Below are 13,218 nucleotides of genomic sequence, written 5' to 3'. Positions count from 1 at the left end.
GCCCGCGAGGTCTACCGCGCCCTGACCAGCACACCAACCGCACAGATCACTCAAACCGACCTCGCTCCTGCGGCTTGACGTCTATAGGAGCATCCAGGCCCTCCAAGCACCAGCGACGCTAGTGCTCTGACCGCGACCGTTCACCGGGTTGGCGTTGGTGGGTCGCCTGCCGGTTGGATGTTGCGAGACGTTCAACTCGAAGGAGCCAGGACCCGCCACAGGATCGGCGGACCGACGTGCTCACCAGTGAGCGTTTTTCAACCTGAAGTTGCAGGTCACGGGGGCTGGCATGGGTCGGGAGTGGGGTGCTCGGGCCGGTCGGGGGCGTGATCGCTAGCAGGTGATCATCCGTCAGCGGGGGATCTCGGCTTTCGTCAGCACCAGGAGTACCCGCAGCAGGGCGGTGGCGTGCTTGGTGTTTACGCGGTCCTTGGTGAGGATTCTCGGCAAGAGCCGCACCGTCCAAGCCCGCTTCGTCCCAGCAACCGGCTCGCCGACGCGTTGCTGACCCAGGCGTTCTCCGCCCTGCGGGCCTCGCTCGGCGCCCGCAGCTACTACGACAGGCAGCGCGCCCGCGAGATTGGCTACAACCTCGTCGGAATCCTCCACGGATGCCTCAAAACCCGCACCCTCTACGGCGAAGCGATCGCCTGGTCGCACCACGCCACCCCCGTGCCGCTTGACCAAACGGCACGGGGTGTCTGACCCTGCACACCGACACGATCACCGGACTTTGCAACGTCCCTGCCCGCCTGGACGGCGGCATCGGGTCAGCCCAATGCGTGACACGCTCTCGCGCACATTCGAGCAGGTGCGGGAAATTGCGATAAAATCGGCAAGTTAAAGCTTTCGATTCGCTCGGCAGTGATCTGTGTTCGACTGCAGCATTGAATGGAGGATGTGATTTGGGCCGGAAAATCATCATCTGCTCCGATGGTACCGGAAATACATTTGACTATCATGCGACAAACGTGACTCGCACGATCCAGTATCTTGCCCTCGATGACCATGAGTCGCAAGTGGCGGTGTACGGTCAGGGGCTGGGTGCGACTTCGGGCCGCAGGTGCGACATCGATGAATATCGGAAAACACTGCCCGATCAAGAAGCCCTGAGGATCCTCCCCGTACCGCACGATTCAAACTTTCCACCCAGGGCGGTGATCGACCGCGGACGCGGGCTCCTATTTGGCTATGGCCTCAAGGAGGCCGTTCGGGAGATGTATAGAGAATTATGGAGTCTGTATGAAGGTCCCGACGACCGCGTCTTCTTGTTCGGCTTCAGTCGCGGATCCTTCGCCGTCCGCGCCCTGGCTGGATTGCTATACCGATGTGGTCTACCGCGCCTGTCGTGTACTGATTTCGATGCGCGCTTCGAGTGCGCCTGGAGGCTATACACGCCGATCGGCGAGGATGAGGATAAGGCGGCGACAAAGGAGTTCCGTGGCATGCAGCGCCCATGTTCGATTCATTTCCTCGGGATTTGGGATACGGTGAAATCGTATGGCGGGCTAGACCCAATGCCGGTGACTTTGCGTTCTGCCACGGCCCTCCGCCCGAAGCATCGCCACAGGTCAGCGGCTCGCGATCGCCGTTAAGTCAGTGGCATTGGGGCTAGACCCGATCGCGCTGCCGCACCTTCGCCACAATCCCATCGTGAGAAACGTTCGCCATGCGCTTGCACTGAATGAGTGCCGAGCATGGTTCAAGCCGACCACATGGGGTTGGCTCGACCTGGACAGTCAAGGTGCAATGACTCGACTCAAGGACGACCGCCCGCTCTACAAGGAGCAAGACATCGATGAGGTGTGGTTTTCCGAATGTCACACCGACGTAGGTGGTGGTGGCGGCAGCGTGGATATCACTACGAGAATCGCCTTGCGATGGATGCTGAGCGAAGCCGTGAACGTCGATGGAGGAGTTCGACTGAATGGTAAGGAAAGGGATCTGTTTGGGGAGGCCGACCCGGTTGACCCGCCTCAAGTCTATAAATCGCAGCGTGCGCAGCGTGCTGCCTGGAGGGTAGTTGAGCAACTCCCACGCAAGGAGATCGACAACTCGAAGCAATGGCCCATTAAGAAGTGGGCAAGGGGAAGTGACGGGCAGCGAGACCCAAATGGGCTTACAAGAGGGGGTAAGGTCTACTTGCACGCGACCGCAGCGAGATCCCACTCAATCTCTGGAAATATCGAAATCCGCCACACGAAGCCTTTGCCACGCCTTGGTTAACTTCAATGCCAGGACTTCATTAAGTATCGTCCAAATTAATGATCATCCGTCAGCGGGTGACCTCGGCGTTCGTCAAGACGAGCAGCGCGCGCAGCACTGCGGTGGCATGCTTCGCGTTCATGCGGACCTTGGTGAGGATCCGCCAGTTCTTCAGGTCGGCGAAGCCGTGCTCGTTGGCCGCGCGCTCGCGGCTGACCAGCCGGTTCGCCTCCTTCTGGGCATCGGTCAGCGGACGGCCCCGGCTGGCCCTGCGGCCAGTGACGATCACGGGGTCGTCAGGATCATCGTCCAGGCCGACGAAGCCCAGGTCGGCCAGTGCGCCGAGGCCAGCTTCGCGAAGCTTGGCGCAGATCTTGTTGTGGCGTGCGGTAGTGATCTCGCTGGAGCGCCCCGGCTTCGCCGCCGAGATCCAGATGAGGTTGCCCTTCTCGTCGGTCAGGGCGAGGAACAGCAGGCCGTGGACCTTGTGCTTCCCACTGTAGTTGAGCCGGTTCTCGTCCCCGGTCCGTCTGCGGGTGCGTACCAGCGTGCCGTCCAGCAGCACCACGACGCCACCCTTTCGGGTGATCCTTTTCAGGGCACGGTCCAGTCTGGGGGCGCGGGCGGCGAGGAGATCGATCACTTCCAGCAGCCAGCGGCGCACGGTGGAGGCGGACACGTCGTTGCCGCCGGCCATATCGCAGAGCCGCTGGTCGTGCCGCAGCACGGCGAGCACGATGACGGCGATCCTCCCGGGACCCAGCTTGCGCCAGCGCGAGCGGATCTTCTTCAGGTGGCTGCGGATCAGGTCGGCAACCATGTTCACGGTGGCGCTCGACAGCGGCAGACGGCACTGGTAGACAAGCTCTTCAGGGCCCGCGGCAGGGCTGGTGTTCTTTCGCATGGAATCCCCAACACCTGCCTGGGGTCACCGAGTTACGGGATGATCAGGCCACGCGGCGCGACCGGTGAGACGCTGGCGCTAACCGTTCACCGGGCCGTGTAGCGCCCTGCCGGGGTCCGTCGCAGCCAGCCCCGATCCGCCAGGCGCCGCAGCTGGCCGCGCAGCGGTTCGACCTGTGCCGGCTGCACTCCCTTGCCGAGCGCCACTGCCACGTCCCCCGCCTTGACCGCGTCCTGCGCTCCCGCGACGACCTTGAGGATCTCCTGGTAGTCGGCAGGCAGCACGCCGGTGTCCATGCCTTCTTCGTGGTGCGGGACCAGCAGCATCCCGCCCGCTCCGGGAGCCGTCGTGACCCGCTCCAGCTCCTCGGCCATAGCGGCATCATCCGCCTGGCCGACCCGCTGGGCGTCGGCGAACTGCCCGAACACCACCTCTGCCGCCTCCAGCCGTGCGACTTCGACGTCGAGTTCGGCGAGTTCCTTGCGCAGCCGCTCGGCGCGGTCGGCCAACACCAGCCGCCGCTGCATCACCCACGTCAACACGTCCACCACCTGCGGCTCCTCCTGTCCGGCCCTCCTGGGGAGAGTAGGAGGCCACACCGACCCGGCGCCTGGATTCGGACGAAGTGACCGCACGGCAAACGATCTCCTGCTAGCGATCACACCCCCGACCAGCCCGGGCAACCCCACCGCCAGCCCACACCAGCCCCCGCGACCTGCAGTTTTCAGGATGAACAATCCTCATTGGACAGCCCTAGAGTGAAGGATGATCGAACGCGCCGTGGAACAGATACAGACAGTGATACCTACCTACGAGATCGAGGTCGGGACCGAGCCGCTGGACCAGCCGGCGCGGAACTCGGTGGGCGGCTGGCCTTTCCTCGACGACGACCAACCATGGCCTGAGTGCTTCTGCGGCGAGCGTCTGGCCCTGTACTTCCAGCTCGACATCCCCGCGGATGTGGGGCCTTTCGGCGGGGATCACCTCCTGGTCTTCCACTGCCGTGCCCACAACGAAGCATCCGACCCCCCGGTGTCCGGCGACCAACTCGTTCCCCAGTACTGGGACGCTCCGCAACCGACCTACCCGCGCCCGTTCTGGCGCATCCTCCTCCAGCGCCGCGCGACACAGCCTGCGGAGGCCGAACCCTCCGTGCGCGCCCTGCCGCTGACACTGCGTCCGTTCACCGATACCCCCGACGAGGAGGGGCACGGCGCCCTGACGTTCAAGGTGGGCGGTGCACCCTTCTGGTGCCAGGAGCCCGAGCAGTACCAGTGCGCCTGTGGTGCAGACCTGGTGTACATCTGCCAGATCCCGGAGAACACGGAATTCGCCGTCTACCCCGGCCAACCCGAGCAGCCTCACAGCTTCCGCGGCAGCTACGGACTCTTCCTCGGCAACGAGGTCTACCTGCTGGCCTGCCCGGCCCACTGCGACCCGGCTGCCGTCTGGCCGGTGAACCAGAACTAACCCCTCGGCGCTGGCTGACAAGCAAGCCCATCCGACCAGGTCGGACGGGCAGGCGAATTGCATCGGCCGCCCCAGCGCAGGCCCTTCTCGCTGCGGATGCGGGCGCGCTCGCGGCGTTGAGCGGCCAGGACATCGGGGTGGCGGGCGTTGGCGTTGCGCCAGCGTAGGCAGGAATGCAGTGCGCGGGTCTGGACGGTGTGGTTCGGGTGGTTGGAGTTCGCGAGCGTGAACTGCCGCAGCGGTCCGAAGTGCGCTTCGATCGGGTTCGCCCAGGACGCGTTGGTCGGGGTGAAGCAGAGGTGGACGTTGTTGCTCTTCGCCCAGCGGCGGATCTTCTTGCCGTTGTGGGTGGAGAGGTTGTCCAGGATCACGTAGACCGCGGCGCCGTCCGGGCGGGCGGCCCGGATCGACCTGAGCGCGGCCAGGGTTCTCGCGGTGCCCTTGCGGCGCCGGTTGACGCCCCACAGCGTGTACGCCTCCGGCTGCCCGCCCCGGCCCCGCAGCCAGCTCGGCACTGGCAGCGGCCGCATCACCGCCCACACTCCGCGTCCGACATGTCGGTCGGGTAGCGGCGCTCGCGCATCCCGTGGTCGCCGGCGTTCCCGAACCGGTGAGCCAGACAGTCGCACGCAAGGGTGGCAGAAGTGGACCGCGTCCACCTGATGCCGTAGAACTGCGTCAACAGGGCCTCCTGGAATGCTCGTTGGCGTAGACACCCTTTGAGCTACCAAGAGGCCCTGCTTTCATGCGCGGCGGCCGCCGCACTCACCCGATCGAGACTCCCGTTCGATCGCCGCCCCGGCCTCGGCCCTCTCCGACCGGGTCTCGCGCCGGTCGGGGCGGCAGGTGGTCGCCGCCGATGCGTCACACAACTACGCTCCCCAGATGCCCCCTTCAGCCCCGTACTCGTGTGCGATAGTGAGCTCTCGGTAGGTCGATCGGCGAGGAGGTTCAGCCGGTGGGGGAGAGAGCGACCGGGCAGTGGCAGGTCGAGTGGGACAGCGGGTCCTTGGGCGACCACCGCCCTCCGCCTCCCCCCGGTGTCCCTGTCTGCGGGGTGACGGCGATAGCAGTGGCGGTGGTGGACGGCCGCTCCCTGGCCCTCACGGCCGGTGCCGACGAGCTGGTGCGGGTGCGGGATCTTGCCACCGGGGAGCTCGTGAGCCAGCCGCTCGCGGGTCACCACAGCGGGGTGTGGGCGCTGGCGGTGGCGGTGGTGGACGGCCGCTCCCTGGCTGTCACGGGCGGTGGCGACGGGCAGGTACGGGTCTGGGACCTGACCACTCGTGAGCCGCTGGCCGAGCCCCTCGTCAGCCGGCACGGCTGCATCAACGCAGTGGCGATCGGGGTGCTGGACGGGCACACGATCGCCGTGACCGCCGGCGACGGGGAGCCGCTGCAGCTGTGGGAGCCGGCCGTGCCCCGGCAGCTCGGTGCGTCCCTCCGACATTACGACGCAGAGGCGTTGGCGGTGGCGACGGTCGTGCTGGAGGGCCGTACCCTCGCCGTGACCGGCGGCGACGGGGCTAGGGTGGCGCTCTGGGACCTGGCCGCCCGCGAACACGTCTGCGAGCCCCTCCTCGGTCACGACGGCGCGGTGAACACCGTGGCGACGACGCTGTTGGACGGCCGGCCCGTCGCCGTCACCGGCAGCGACGACGACACGGTCCGAGTCTGGGACCTGACGGCCCGCACGCAGCTGGGCGAGCCGCTGGCCGTCCAGCACGACCAGGTATTGGAGATGGCGGTCGGGTCGGTCGACGGCCGGACCGTGGTCGCCACCGCCGGTGGGGCGAACCTGGTCCGGGTATGGGACGTGGCCACCCGGGAGCAGATCGGCCGGGATCTGGTCTTCCCCCTGGCGGTGGGAGCCCTGGCGATGGCGCCAGGCGGCCGGCTGCTGGCCGGCGTTGGTCCGTATGTCGCCGCGCTGACGTATCACCGCTGACACCTTCACCCGCGTCGAGCGCCCGCGGGCCAAGCACCTCACGTCGTCGCCGGTGGCCCGGCGACCGTTCGCCGATGACCCGAAAAGGACTCCTGATCGATCAGCAAGTCCCGCGATCGGTACGAAAACGGCTTCTAACCGGTTCAGGCACCGCCACCACCAACCCGGCGAACCTATGCGGTCACAGCACTTCTACTGACGCGGCGGGCCGGCCGCGGCGGGTGCGGTCCCGGCCCGCCAGGTCCCCCGCTGGGGTACCGGGGCACCGCTCGATGCGCAGGACCACGACTCGACAAGGGACTTGGGTTCGGTCGGCGCAAGCGGGGGTCTGGCGGCGCGTCAGCGGTTATCCGGTACCGCGCCGTCGCGGGTTCGGGCACGATGCGGGGATGGACCCGTACCGCCCGTACCCGAAGATCCCTGAGCGTCAGGGCCTCTCTTCTTATCGCGCCCAAGCCTGGGCGGTCACCGAGAAGGCGCACGGCGCTCACGTCGCCGTGAGCTGCCGCCCTGACGGGAATGTGCTGGCCGCCAACCGCAAGCGTCGATTGGGCAGCGCCGAGTTGGACGGCTTCTTCGGCCTCTCCCGGATCTGGCCACAGCTCAGTGTCGGGGTCCGGCGGTACGCTGCGCTGCTGCGTGAGCACTACGGCCCCGACGCCGAGGTGACGGTGTTCGGGGAGCTGGCCGGTGGCCATTACCCGCACCCTGACGTGCCCGCGCTGCCCGGCTATGAGCCCGTGCAGACCGGCGTCTGGTACTCGCCTCGGCTGGAGTTGCTGATGTTCGACACGGCGGTGGACGCTGCCGGAGGTCGGGTCTGGATCGGCCAGGAGCCGATGCGCGACGCCGCCGCGCGCGCCGGGCTGCTGTGCGTTCCGTTGCTCGCCGTCGGGCCGCTGCACCGCGTCCAGGCCGTGGCCCCGGGCGGCAGCACGCTGGTTCCGGCGCTGCTGGGCCTGCCGCCGATTCCCGACAACCGCGCGGAGGGGATCGTGGTCGCGGTCGCGGATGAGTGGCGCGGCGAGGCGCGCCCGCAGGCCAAAGCGAAGATCGACCGCTTCGCGGAGGACTCCCGGTACGACGGTTCCCGGCCGTATGCGCCACCGCCGGACGGTGCGGCCGGGCTGCCCGCGTGGCTGTTGGCGGAAGCGGTCGCGCTGCTCGCCCCCGCACGAGCGGCCGGCGCGGTGAGCAAGCTCGGCCCCGGCGTTCCGTTGGACGCCGTGGCGGAGGAGATCGTCGCTGATGCGCTGGCGGACCTGCATGCCGCCGTGGGCGGCCTGGGCGAGTACGCGCAGCCGTGCCGCGAGGCGCTTGCGCCGGCGGCGCGGGCTCTGGCGCGGCACGACGCAGACGACCGTGCCGCCCGGCGGCTGTAGAACGGGCAGCGCCCCCGCCGTAGGTGCTTGCGCCGGGGGCGCTGGTGCGGTCAGTGGACTCGCCGCCGGGCGCGAGTGACGGCACTGGTGGAGTGCTGAAGGGAATGTCAGAGTGCCTCCCTACGATGCCGCCATGGCTGCCCACGACTATGACCCCCTGCCCGACCTCGAGCGCGTCCTGACCGACGCCGGCGTGTCAGCGCCGGACGCCCAGCGGCTCGTGCAAGCCCTGGCCGAAGCAGAGAACACCGAGGCAGTGGCCGACATCCTGCTCGCCAGGCCGTCCGGACGACCGGGCTTGATCGCCCTCGAATCGGGGTACGTCCGTCACACCGACTCCGGCATCGAGCTCACTCAGGAGCCGGGCCCGGCGAATTTCCGGCCGACGGACAGGAAATGGCGGCTGATACCCGGCGGTGCCGCCTACTGCGAGCGCGGGGAACACGAGGGGTGGCTCTTCGATCGCCATCACGGAAGGGTGTTGTGTGTTCCGCCCGGCACCCGGGTGGAGGCGGGCAGCGCTTTCACCGACGGACCGCCCGACCTCGCCGGCATCCTGGTGTCGGTGGGCTTCAGCCGGGCGGTGGAAGCTGCGGCCGTCCGCCTCGCCGACTTGTGCGCCCTGGAGCTGGAGGCCGCAGAACGCGTGGTGCGTCCCCTCTTCGAGACTGTCCAGATCATCGAGACCGCGGGGCTGCCTGGCCTGACGACGGACGCGCTCTGTACGCCTCGGCGCTTCACCATCGCGCGGGGGCATGCGATCCGGCAGGCGCTGCGGAGTCTGCCCGTTGATGCCGATCCCCGGCTGCACGCATTGGTCGGCGTGGAGGACGGCGAGGAGCTGGCAAGGCTCTACAGCGAGCAGAAGCTCTTCGACGTCTTCAGGGAGGCGGGCCTCGACATCCCCTTCCCAACGGGCCGCCGCGTCTACCTAGGAGTCGACGTGATCGCCACCCTCCCCAATCACGACGATCTGCTGGACCCGCCGGTCGAGCCCGAACTGTCCAGGCTCTCCGGGCAGGAGCGCGAAGACCTGCTAGCGCAGGTCCGGTCGGCGATCGTACGCGGCTACGCGACGCGCGCCCGGCTGGTCGAGATCGCCCGGGACCATCTGGCGCTCGAGTACCGCAGGCCGGCCGCGCGTGAGCAGGCGGAGGCGCTGGTGGACCGGATGTGGCGCGAGCGCGTCCAGGAGCAGGAGACGTGGCGGGGGGAGACCGACCCGGAGCGGCTCACCAGGGCGCTTTCCGCGCTGGAGGCGGAAGAGATCGTGGCGCGGGAGGACTTCATGTGCTGCAGCTCGTGCGGCCACGCCGAGATCGGCGCCGAAGCCTCCCCCGACACCCGCGGGTTCGTCTACTTCCACCACCAGGGCACGGACAGGGCCGCGGCCGGGCAAGGACTGACGCTGTACTACGGCGGCTTCGACGACTCGGAGCAGACCACGGCATCCGTGGGACAGCGGGTCGTCGCCGCCTTGGAGCAGGTCGGGCTGCCGGTCGAGTGGAACGGCAATGCGGGACGCGCGATCGAAGTGACGCCAGTGGACTGGCGCAAGCGGCTGGTCGGCTGAGAACTCCTGACGAAGCGAGCGGCTGTGCAGTCGCCGCAGGCAGACGGTTGCGCAGTCGGAGGATGGCGCGTCCTCAGCGCGGCTGCGGGCCTGTCCAGGCGCTGAAGTTGGCTTCAGCAGCCCCCGCTGGGCCACGAAGTCGCTGTCGCACCTGCCGGGTAGCGTTCACGGGCAGCGTAGGAACAGCACGTTGACAGGGGTTCACTTGACTGAGAACGACACGCGGACCAGGCTCGGGGTCCTGCTTTTCGACGACCTCTGGCCCGGCCTGGATGAAGCCGGCTTGAACGTTGTGGAATACGACCCGGACTGGAAGTCTCCGTGCCAGCTGGGAGAGCCCACCCCCGAGGGCATGATCCGGTGGGAGCCCGTCCCGATGGAGCCGGCCCCGGACTTCACCGAGCTCGAGAGCGCACTCACCGGGATCGGCGCGACGCTGCATCCGGATGTGCCGGCCCTCTACGGCAGCTTCTGGTGCGGCCCGTTGGACGGGTTGGAGCACTCCGGGGAGACGGTGTCGCTCTGCACCGTATGGAACGAGGACGAGCTCCAGCGAACCCTGCACGGTCTGGCCGAACATGCGCGCCGCCAGGCGGCGGAGTTCGGCGGCGACATCACCTTCCCGGTCGCCGCCACCCATGGCGACCTGTTCTTCGTGCTCGACAATGCCACCGGCAGCATCCTGCTCCAGGAGATCGGCCACCGGGGTGGCCGGAAGGTCGCGCCGTCGCTCGCGCAGTTCCTGGCGGACCTGTGACCGGCGGAACGATCTTCTGTATGTCGTGTAGGTGTCCTCGCGCCCTCCCCCACCGAGCGGCTCCGCGGCGCCAGCGATGACGTCGGATGAGAGCCTGCCGCCCGCGGCATCGAGCGGTAGGCCGACACCACGCAGCCACACGACGAGGAGAGTTCACGATGACCGGCCGTCCGATCGACTGGACCGTCACCGAGTGGGACCGTATCCCGCGCGAGTGGAGCGGCGTCCGGTTGCCGAACCGGCTGCCGGAGGAGGACAGCCCGGAGCGGGCCTGGCTGCCCCTCAGCATGCACCTGATCGAGGACCGCGGGGTCGCCCAACAGCCGGTCTTCGATCCGGCGTTGGCACACTACTCGCCCGCGATGCGCCCCAGCGAGCCGTCCTTCGCGGACCCGGAGACGGCCGAGTGCTGGCGGGCCGCGCGCCGTGAGGCGCTCGACACCGTGCTGAACGCGGTCGCGCAGTCCGACTGGGCGCAGCATCTGGTCCTGCGCGGCGTGGTCCCGCTGCGGGCCTGGCACGGGGAGGATGCGCGGGAGCCCCACGAACTCGAGTTCGTCGTGCGGCCTGCCACCCGTTGGACGAACGACGCCTGCACCGTGCGCATGCTCGACGACCTCGCCGCGGCAGCGGAGCGGCTGTCCGGACCCGTACGGATACTGGCCGAGGGGGCGGTCACCGACGACCTCTGGATGGACAACACCCGGCTGCCCGGCCGCCGCTTGGTGCTGCCGTGGACGGCGCCGGGCGTCCCGGGCGGTACGGTCCGACTCGACTTCGCCTTCGGCGAGCGGCTCCTCGACAACCGCACGCTCGACGACGACCGGTTCGTCGCAGCCCGGTTGGTCGGCGGGCCTCAGTGCGGCCCGCTGCCCGACGTCACCGGGCCGTTGGCCACCGCGACCCCGGCACTCTCGTTGGCGTGGAAGATCCTCTGGCTGGTCACGGACGCCCGCCCGCAGGGGCACGACCTGTACGACGCCGTCCTGCTCGCCCGCACCGTACAGGTGCCGTACGAGCTGCTGCGAGAGGTGTTCGTCCGGACGTACAAAGGCTGGGCCGGCTGTCCTCTCATGCCCGGACACATCGCCGAACTAGACGTCGACTGGGAGGAGTTCCACAAGGACTACCCGGATCTTGTGCCCTGCGGCGACGACTTCCACAGCGCGCTTGGGGATCTGCTGGAGGGTACGTTCGGCGGCCACGACGACTACACCCGGCGGGCCGCGTGGCTCGGCCCGCTCGTCGAGTCGATGCGGCCGGTGCTGGCGGAGAACGGGATGCAGCGGGTGCAACTACTCCTCGCGGGCCGGGGCATGACCATGGAGAACATCCTGGTCACCACCCGCGAGCTGCTCGGCTGCGACCTTGCCAAGGCTCACCAGGCAGTGCACACCCACCGCGGCCACTCGGACTTCCGAACCAGCGAACTGCGCGCCGCGGCCGAACGCTTCGCCGTCGTCCTCGGGGAGCCGGCGGCAGCTCTCTGACTGGACCTCCTGTGCCGGGACCGCCATCATGCCGACATGTCGATCACCCTCTCCGTGCCGTGCCCGGGGTGCGCGGACTTCGCCCGACCCGCCTGGTCACAGAGCCCTGCGCCGCGCTGGGCCACGCTGGCCGGCACAGCGGTGTGGAGTGGGCGGACGCAACCCTCTCCCCGGCCTGCCGTTGGGAGCGAGTGAGCCGTTCGCCAGATCCGAATCACTGCCGCTGCCCGGCGAGGAGCGGCTGGTCAGGATACGCGGTCCCTTCCTCGCCGACGGACGCGTCCCGTTCTGGGCGTTGTTCGCGCCTGCTCTCGCGGCGCTGAACGGACTGGACGAGTATCCGGAACTGATGCGGCACTGTGCGATGACCGCTTGCACACCCCTTGCCGTGCTCGCCCAGGCAAACGGATACGCCTGGCTGCGAGTCCGAGTGGAGGAGGTCACGAAACTGGTCGAGGCCGCCGACAGATTCCCGCCCTCGAGCGCCGGGGTCATTGGAGAACCTGCTCCCTCCCGCCGGCCTGGGCCTCGGCAGGGCGGATACTGCGCAGCCTAGCCGGTGCGCCCGCCCGATGGCGGGACGCATAATGACCCACGCCGTCATCCAGCAACTCCTGATGGAATCGAGCAGCGCGAACGCCAACTGGACGAGCAGGTCGGCGAACTCGCCGCGCGGCTGCGCGAGGCGCAGGCTGAACGCAATGCGCTGGCGACCACGGCCAGGACCGTCCGCGCGATGGTCGCCGACCTCGACCTCGCGCAGCTGCCGGCCCCGGTGCTGCCGGACGGCGTGGCCTACCAGCAGATCATGGACGTGTTCGAGCACGAACGCCGACCGCTGCGCGCCCGCGACCTCTGCCTCGCGCTGGACCTGCCCGTGATGCCCAAGCACGTCGAAGGCACCCGCGCGAGACTCAAACGCCTGGTCAGCCTCGGATTCCTCGAGGAGATGAGCCTCCCCCGGTGGGTGGGAGGTACTGATCAGCAGGTTACGATGGGTTGATAGGTGTTCAGGTTCGTTCGTTCGGTCGATGCCTGTTCGGCGTAGTGCTTCTCCTCGTACTCGATCGGGCTGAGCCAGCCGAGACGCTTCTGGATGCGGGTGGTGTTGTAGAACCCGTCGATGTACTCGAACAGCGCCTGGTTCGCCTCGGCCCGGGTGGCGAACGTCCGGCCCCGCACGCACTCGGACTTGATCAGCGTCCACAGGTTCTCCGCCAGGGCGTTGTCATACGAATCCCCCACGGACCCCATCGACGCCTCAACTCCAGCCCGCACCAGGCGTGTCGTGAGCTTGATGGATGTGTACTGACAGGATTCAACCTGTGGACGCAACACCGGCTTTCTGTAGTGATAGTAGGTGCTCGTTGAGGGCTTCGGCGGGTGTCTTCCAGCCGAGGCTCTTGCGGGGTCTGCTGTTGAGCGTGGCGGCAACCGCTTCGATATCCTCCGCAGCCCATCGGGACAGGTCGGTGCCCTTCGGGAAGTA

At 68.1% G+C, this 13,218-nt stretch carries 13 protein-coding genes and 2 pseudogenes; 10 read left to right on the top strand and 5 right to left on the bottom strand.

Annotated elements, in window-relative coordinates:
• The first annotated feature begins 501 nt into the window (after positions 1–501).
• The 3 genes from ABZW30_RS44705 (at position 502) to ABZW30_RS44695 (ending at position 2,226) form a co-directional block, all read left to right on the top strand.
• The gene (locus ABZW30_RS44705) at positions 502–705 is read left to right on the top strand and encodes a hypothetical protein (RefSeq protein ID WP_355677077.1); all 204 of its coding nucleotides are present in this window, start codon (positions 502–504) and stop codon (positions 703–705) included.
• Positions 706–887: 182 nt separating this feature from the next.
• Positions 888–1,595, top strand: a complete 708-nt coding sequence (locus ABZW30_RS44700) for a DUF2235 domain-containing protein (protein ID WP_355677076.1) — start codon at positions 888–890, stop codon at positions 1,593–1,595.
• Positions 1,596–1,599: 4 nt separating this feature from the next.
• Positions 1,600–2,226, top strand: coding sequence for a DUF2235 domain-containing protein (locus ABZW30_RS44695; protein WP_355677075.1), 627 nt, complete (start codon positions 1,600–1,602; stop codon positions 2,224–2,226).
• Positions 2,227–2,275: 49 nt separating this feature from the next.
• Here ABZW30_RS44695 and ABZW30_RS44690 read toward each other — a convergent pair whose 3' ends face one another.
• A complete protein-coding gene (locus tag ABZW30_RS44690) occupies positions 2,276–3,109 on the bottom strand; it encodes a transposase family protein (RefSeq protein WP_355677074.1) in 834 nt (277 codons plus the stop codon).
• 86 nt (positions 3,110–3,195) lie between these two features.
• The gene (locus ABZW30_RS44685) at positions 3,196–3,660 is read right to left on the bottom strand and encodes a hypothetical protein (protein WP_355677073.1); all 465 of its coding nucleotides are present in this window, start codon (positions 3,658–3,660) and stop codon (positions 3,196–3,198) included.
• Positions 3,661–3,874: 214 nt separating this feature from the next.
• On the opposite strand from ABZW30_RS44685, the gene ABZW30_RS44680 reads away from it, so the two are divergent.
• Positions 3,875–4,579 carry a hypothetical protein gene (locus ABZW30_RS44680; protein ID WP_355677072.1) on the top strand — a complete coding sequence of 235 codons (705 nt, stop codon included), beginning with the start codon at positions 3,875–3,877 and terminating at the stop codon, positions 4,577–4,579.
• On the opposite strand, the pseudogene ABZW30_RS44675 reads toward ABZW30_RS44680, so the two are convergent.
• Positions 4,576–5,046 (bottom strand): annotated as a pseudogene (locus tag ABZW30_RS44675) (transposase); the annotation flags it as partial. The gene ABZW30_RS44680 and the pseudogene ABZW30_RS44675 sit on opposite strands and share 4 nt — an antisense overlap.
• Before the next feature lie 590 nt (positions 5,047–5,636).
• Here ABZW30_RS44675 and ABZW30_RS44670 point away from each other — a divergent pair.
• From ABZW30_RS44670 to ABZW30_RS44645, 6 genes are all read left to right on the top strand, one after another.
• Positions 5,637–6,527, top strand: a complete 891-nt coding sequence (locus ABZW30_RS44670; RefSeq protein ID WP_355677071.1) for a hypothetical protein — start codon at positions 5,637–5,639, stop codon at positions 6,525–6,527.
• A gap of 389 nt (positions 6,528–6,916) precedes the next feature.
• On the top strand, positions 6,917–7,909 hold the full coding sequence (locus tag ABZW30_RS44665; protein WP_355677070.1) for an RNA ligase family protein: 993 nt from the start codon (positions 6,917–6,919) through the stop codon (positions 7,907–7,909).
• Between the two features lie 133 nt (positions 7,910–8,042).
• Positions 8,043–9,482, top strand: a complete 1,440-nt coding sequence (locus ABZW30_RS44660) for a hypothetical protein (protein WP_355677069.1) — start codon at positions 8,043–8,045, stop codon at positions 9,480–9,482.
• Between the two features lie 205 nt (positions 9,483–9,687).
• On the top strand, positions 9,688–10,239 hold the full coding sequence (locus tag ABZW30_RS44655) for a SecY-interacting protein Syd (protein WP_355677068.1): 552 nt from the start codon (positions 9,688–9,690) through the stop codon (positions 10,237–10,239).
• Positions 10,240–10,397: 158 nt separating this feature from the next.
• Positions 10,398–11,729: a nucleotidyl transferase AbiEii/AbiGii toxin family protein gene (locus ABZW30_RS44650; RefSeq protein WP_355677067.1), complete on the top strand. Its 1,332-nt coding sequence runs from the start codon at positions 10,398–10,400 to the stop codon at positions 11,727–11,729.
• A gap of 559 nt (positions 11,730–12,288) precedes the next feature.
• Positions 12,289–12,732 (top strand): hypothetical protein, encoded by a 444-nt coding sequence (locus tag ABZW30_RS44645; RefSeq protein WP_355677066.1) that lies wholly within the window; start codon positions 12,289–12,291, stop codon positions 12,730–12,732.
• On the opposite strand, the gene ABZW30_RS44640 is transcribed toward ABZW30_RS44645, so the two are convergent.
• Both ABZW30_RS44640 and ABZW30_RS44635 read right to left on the bottom strand, forming a co-directional pair.
• Positions 12,711–13,007 carry an IS3 family transposase gene (locus ABZW30_RS44640; protein ID WP_355677078.1) on the bottom strand — a complete coding sequence of 99 codons (297 nt, stop codon included), beginning with the start codon at positions 13,005–13,007 and terminating at the stop codon, positions 12,711–12,713. The two genes, ABZW30_RS44645 and ABZW30_RS44640, sit on opposite strands and share 22 nt — an antisense overlap.
• 40 nt (positions 13,008–13,047) lie before the next feature.
• A pseudogene (locus ABZW30_RS44635) lies at positions 13,048–13,218 on the bottom strand (IS30 family transposase); the annotation flags it as partial.

Source organism: Kitasatospora sp. NPDC004669, from assembly GCF_040609455.1.
GTDB lineage: Bacteria > Actinomycetota > Actinomycetes > Streptomycetales > Streptomycetaceae > Kitasatospora.
Note: the sequence above shows the minus strand (reverse complement) of the source record. Positions and strands in the feature narration are given on the sequence as shown.

Excerpts from the sequence above, each read along its gene's own strand:
- ABZW30_RS44680 (WP_355677072.1), top strand. The coding sequence starts at position 3,875 with ATGATCGAACGCGCCGTGGAACAGATACAGACAGTGATACCTACCTAC.
- ABZW30_RS44690 (WP_355677074.1), bottom strand. The coding sequence starts at position 3,109 with ATGCGAAAGAACACCAGCCCTGCCGCGGGCCCTGAAGAGCTTGTCTAC.
- ABZW30_RS44665 (WP_355677070.1), top strand. The coding sequence starts at position 6,917 with ATGGACCCGTACCGCCCGTACCCGAAGATCCCTGAGCGTCAGGGCCTC.
- ABZW30_RS44650 (WP_355677067.1), top strand. The coding sequence starts at position 10,398 with ATGACCGGCCGTCCGATCGACTGGACCGTCACCGAGTGGGACCGTATC.
- ABZW30_RS44660 (WP_355677069.1), top strand. The coding sequence starts at position 8,043 with ATGGCTGCCCACGACTATGACCCCCTGCCCGACCTCGAGCGCGTCCTG.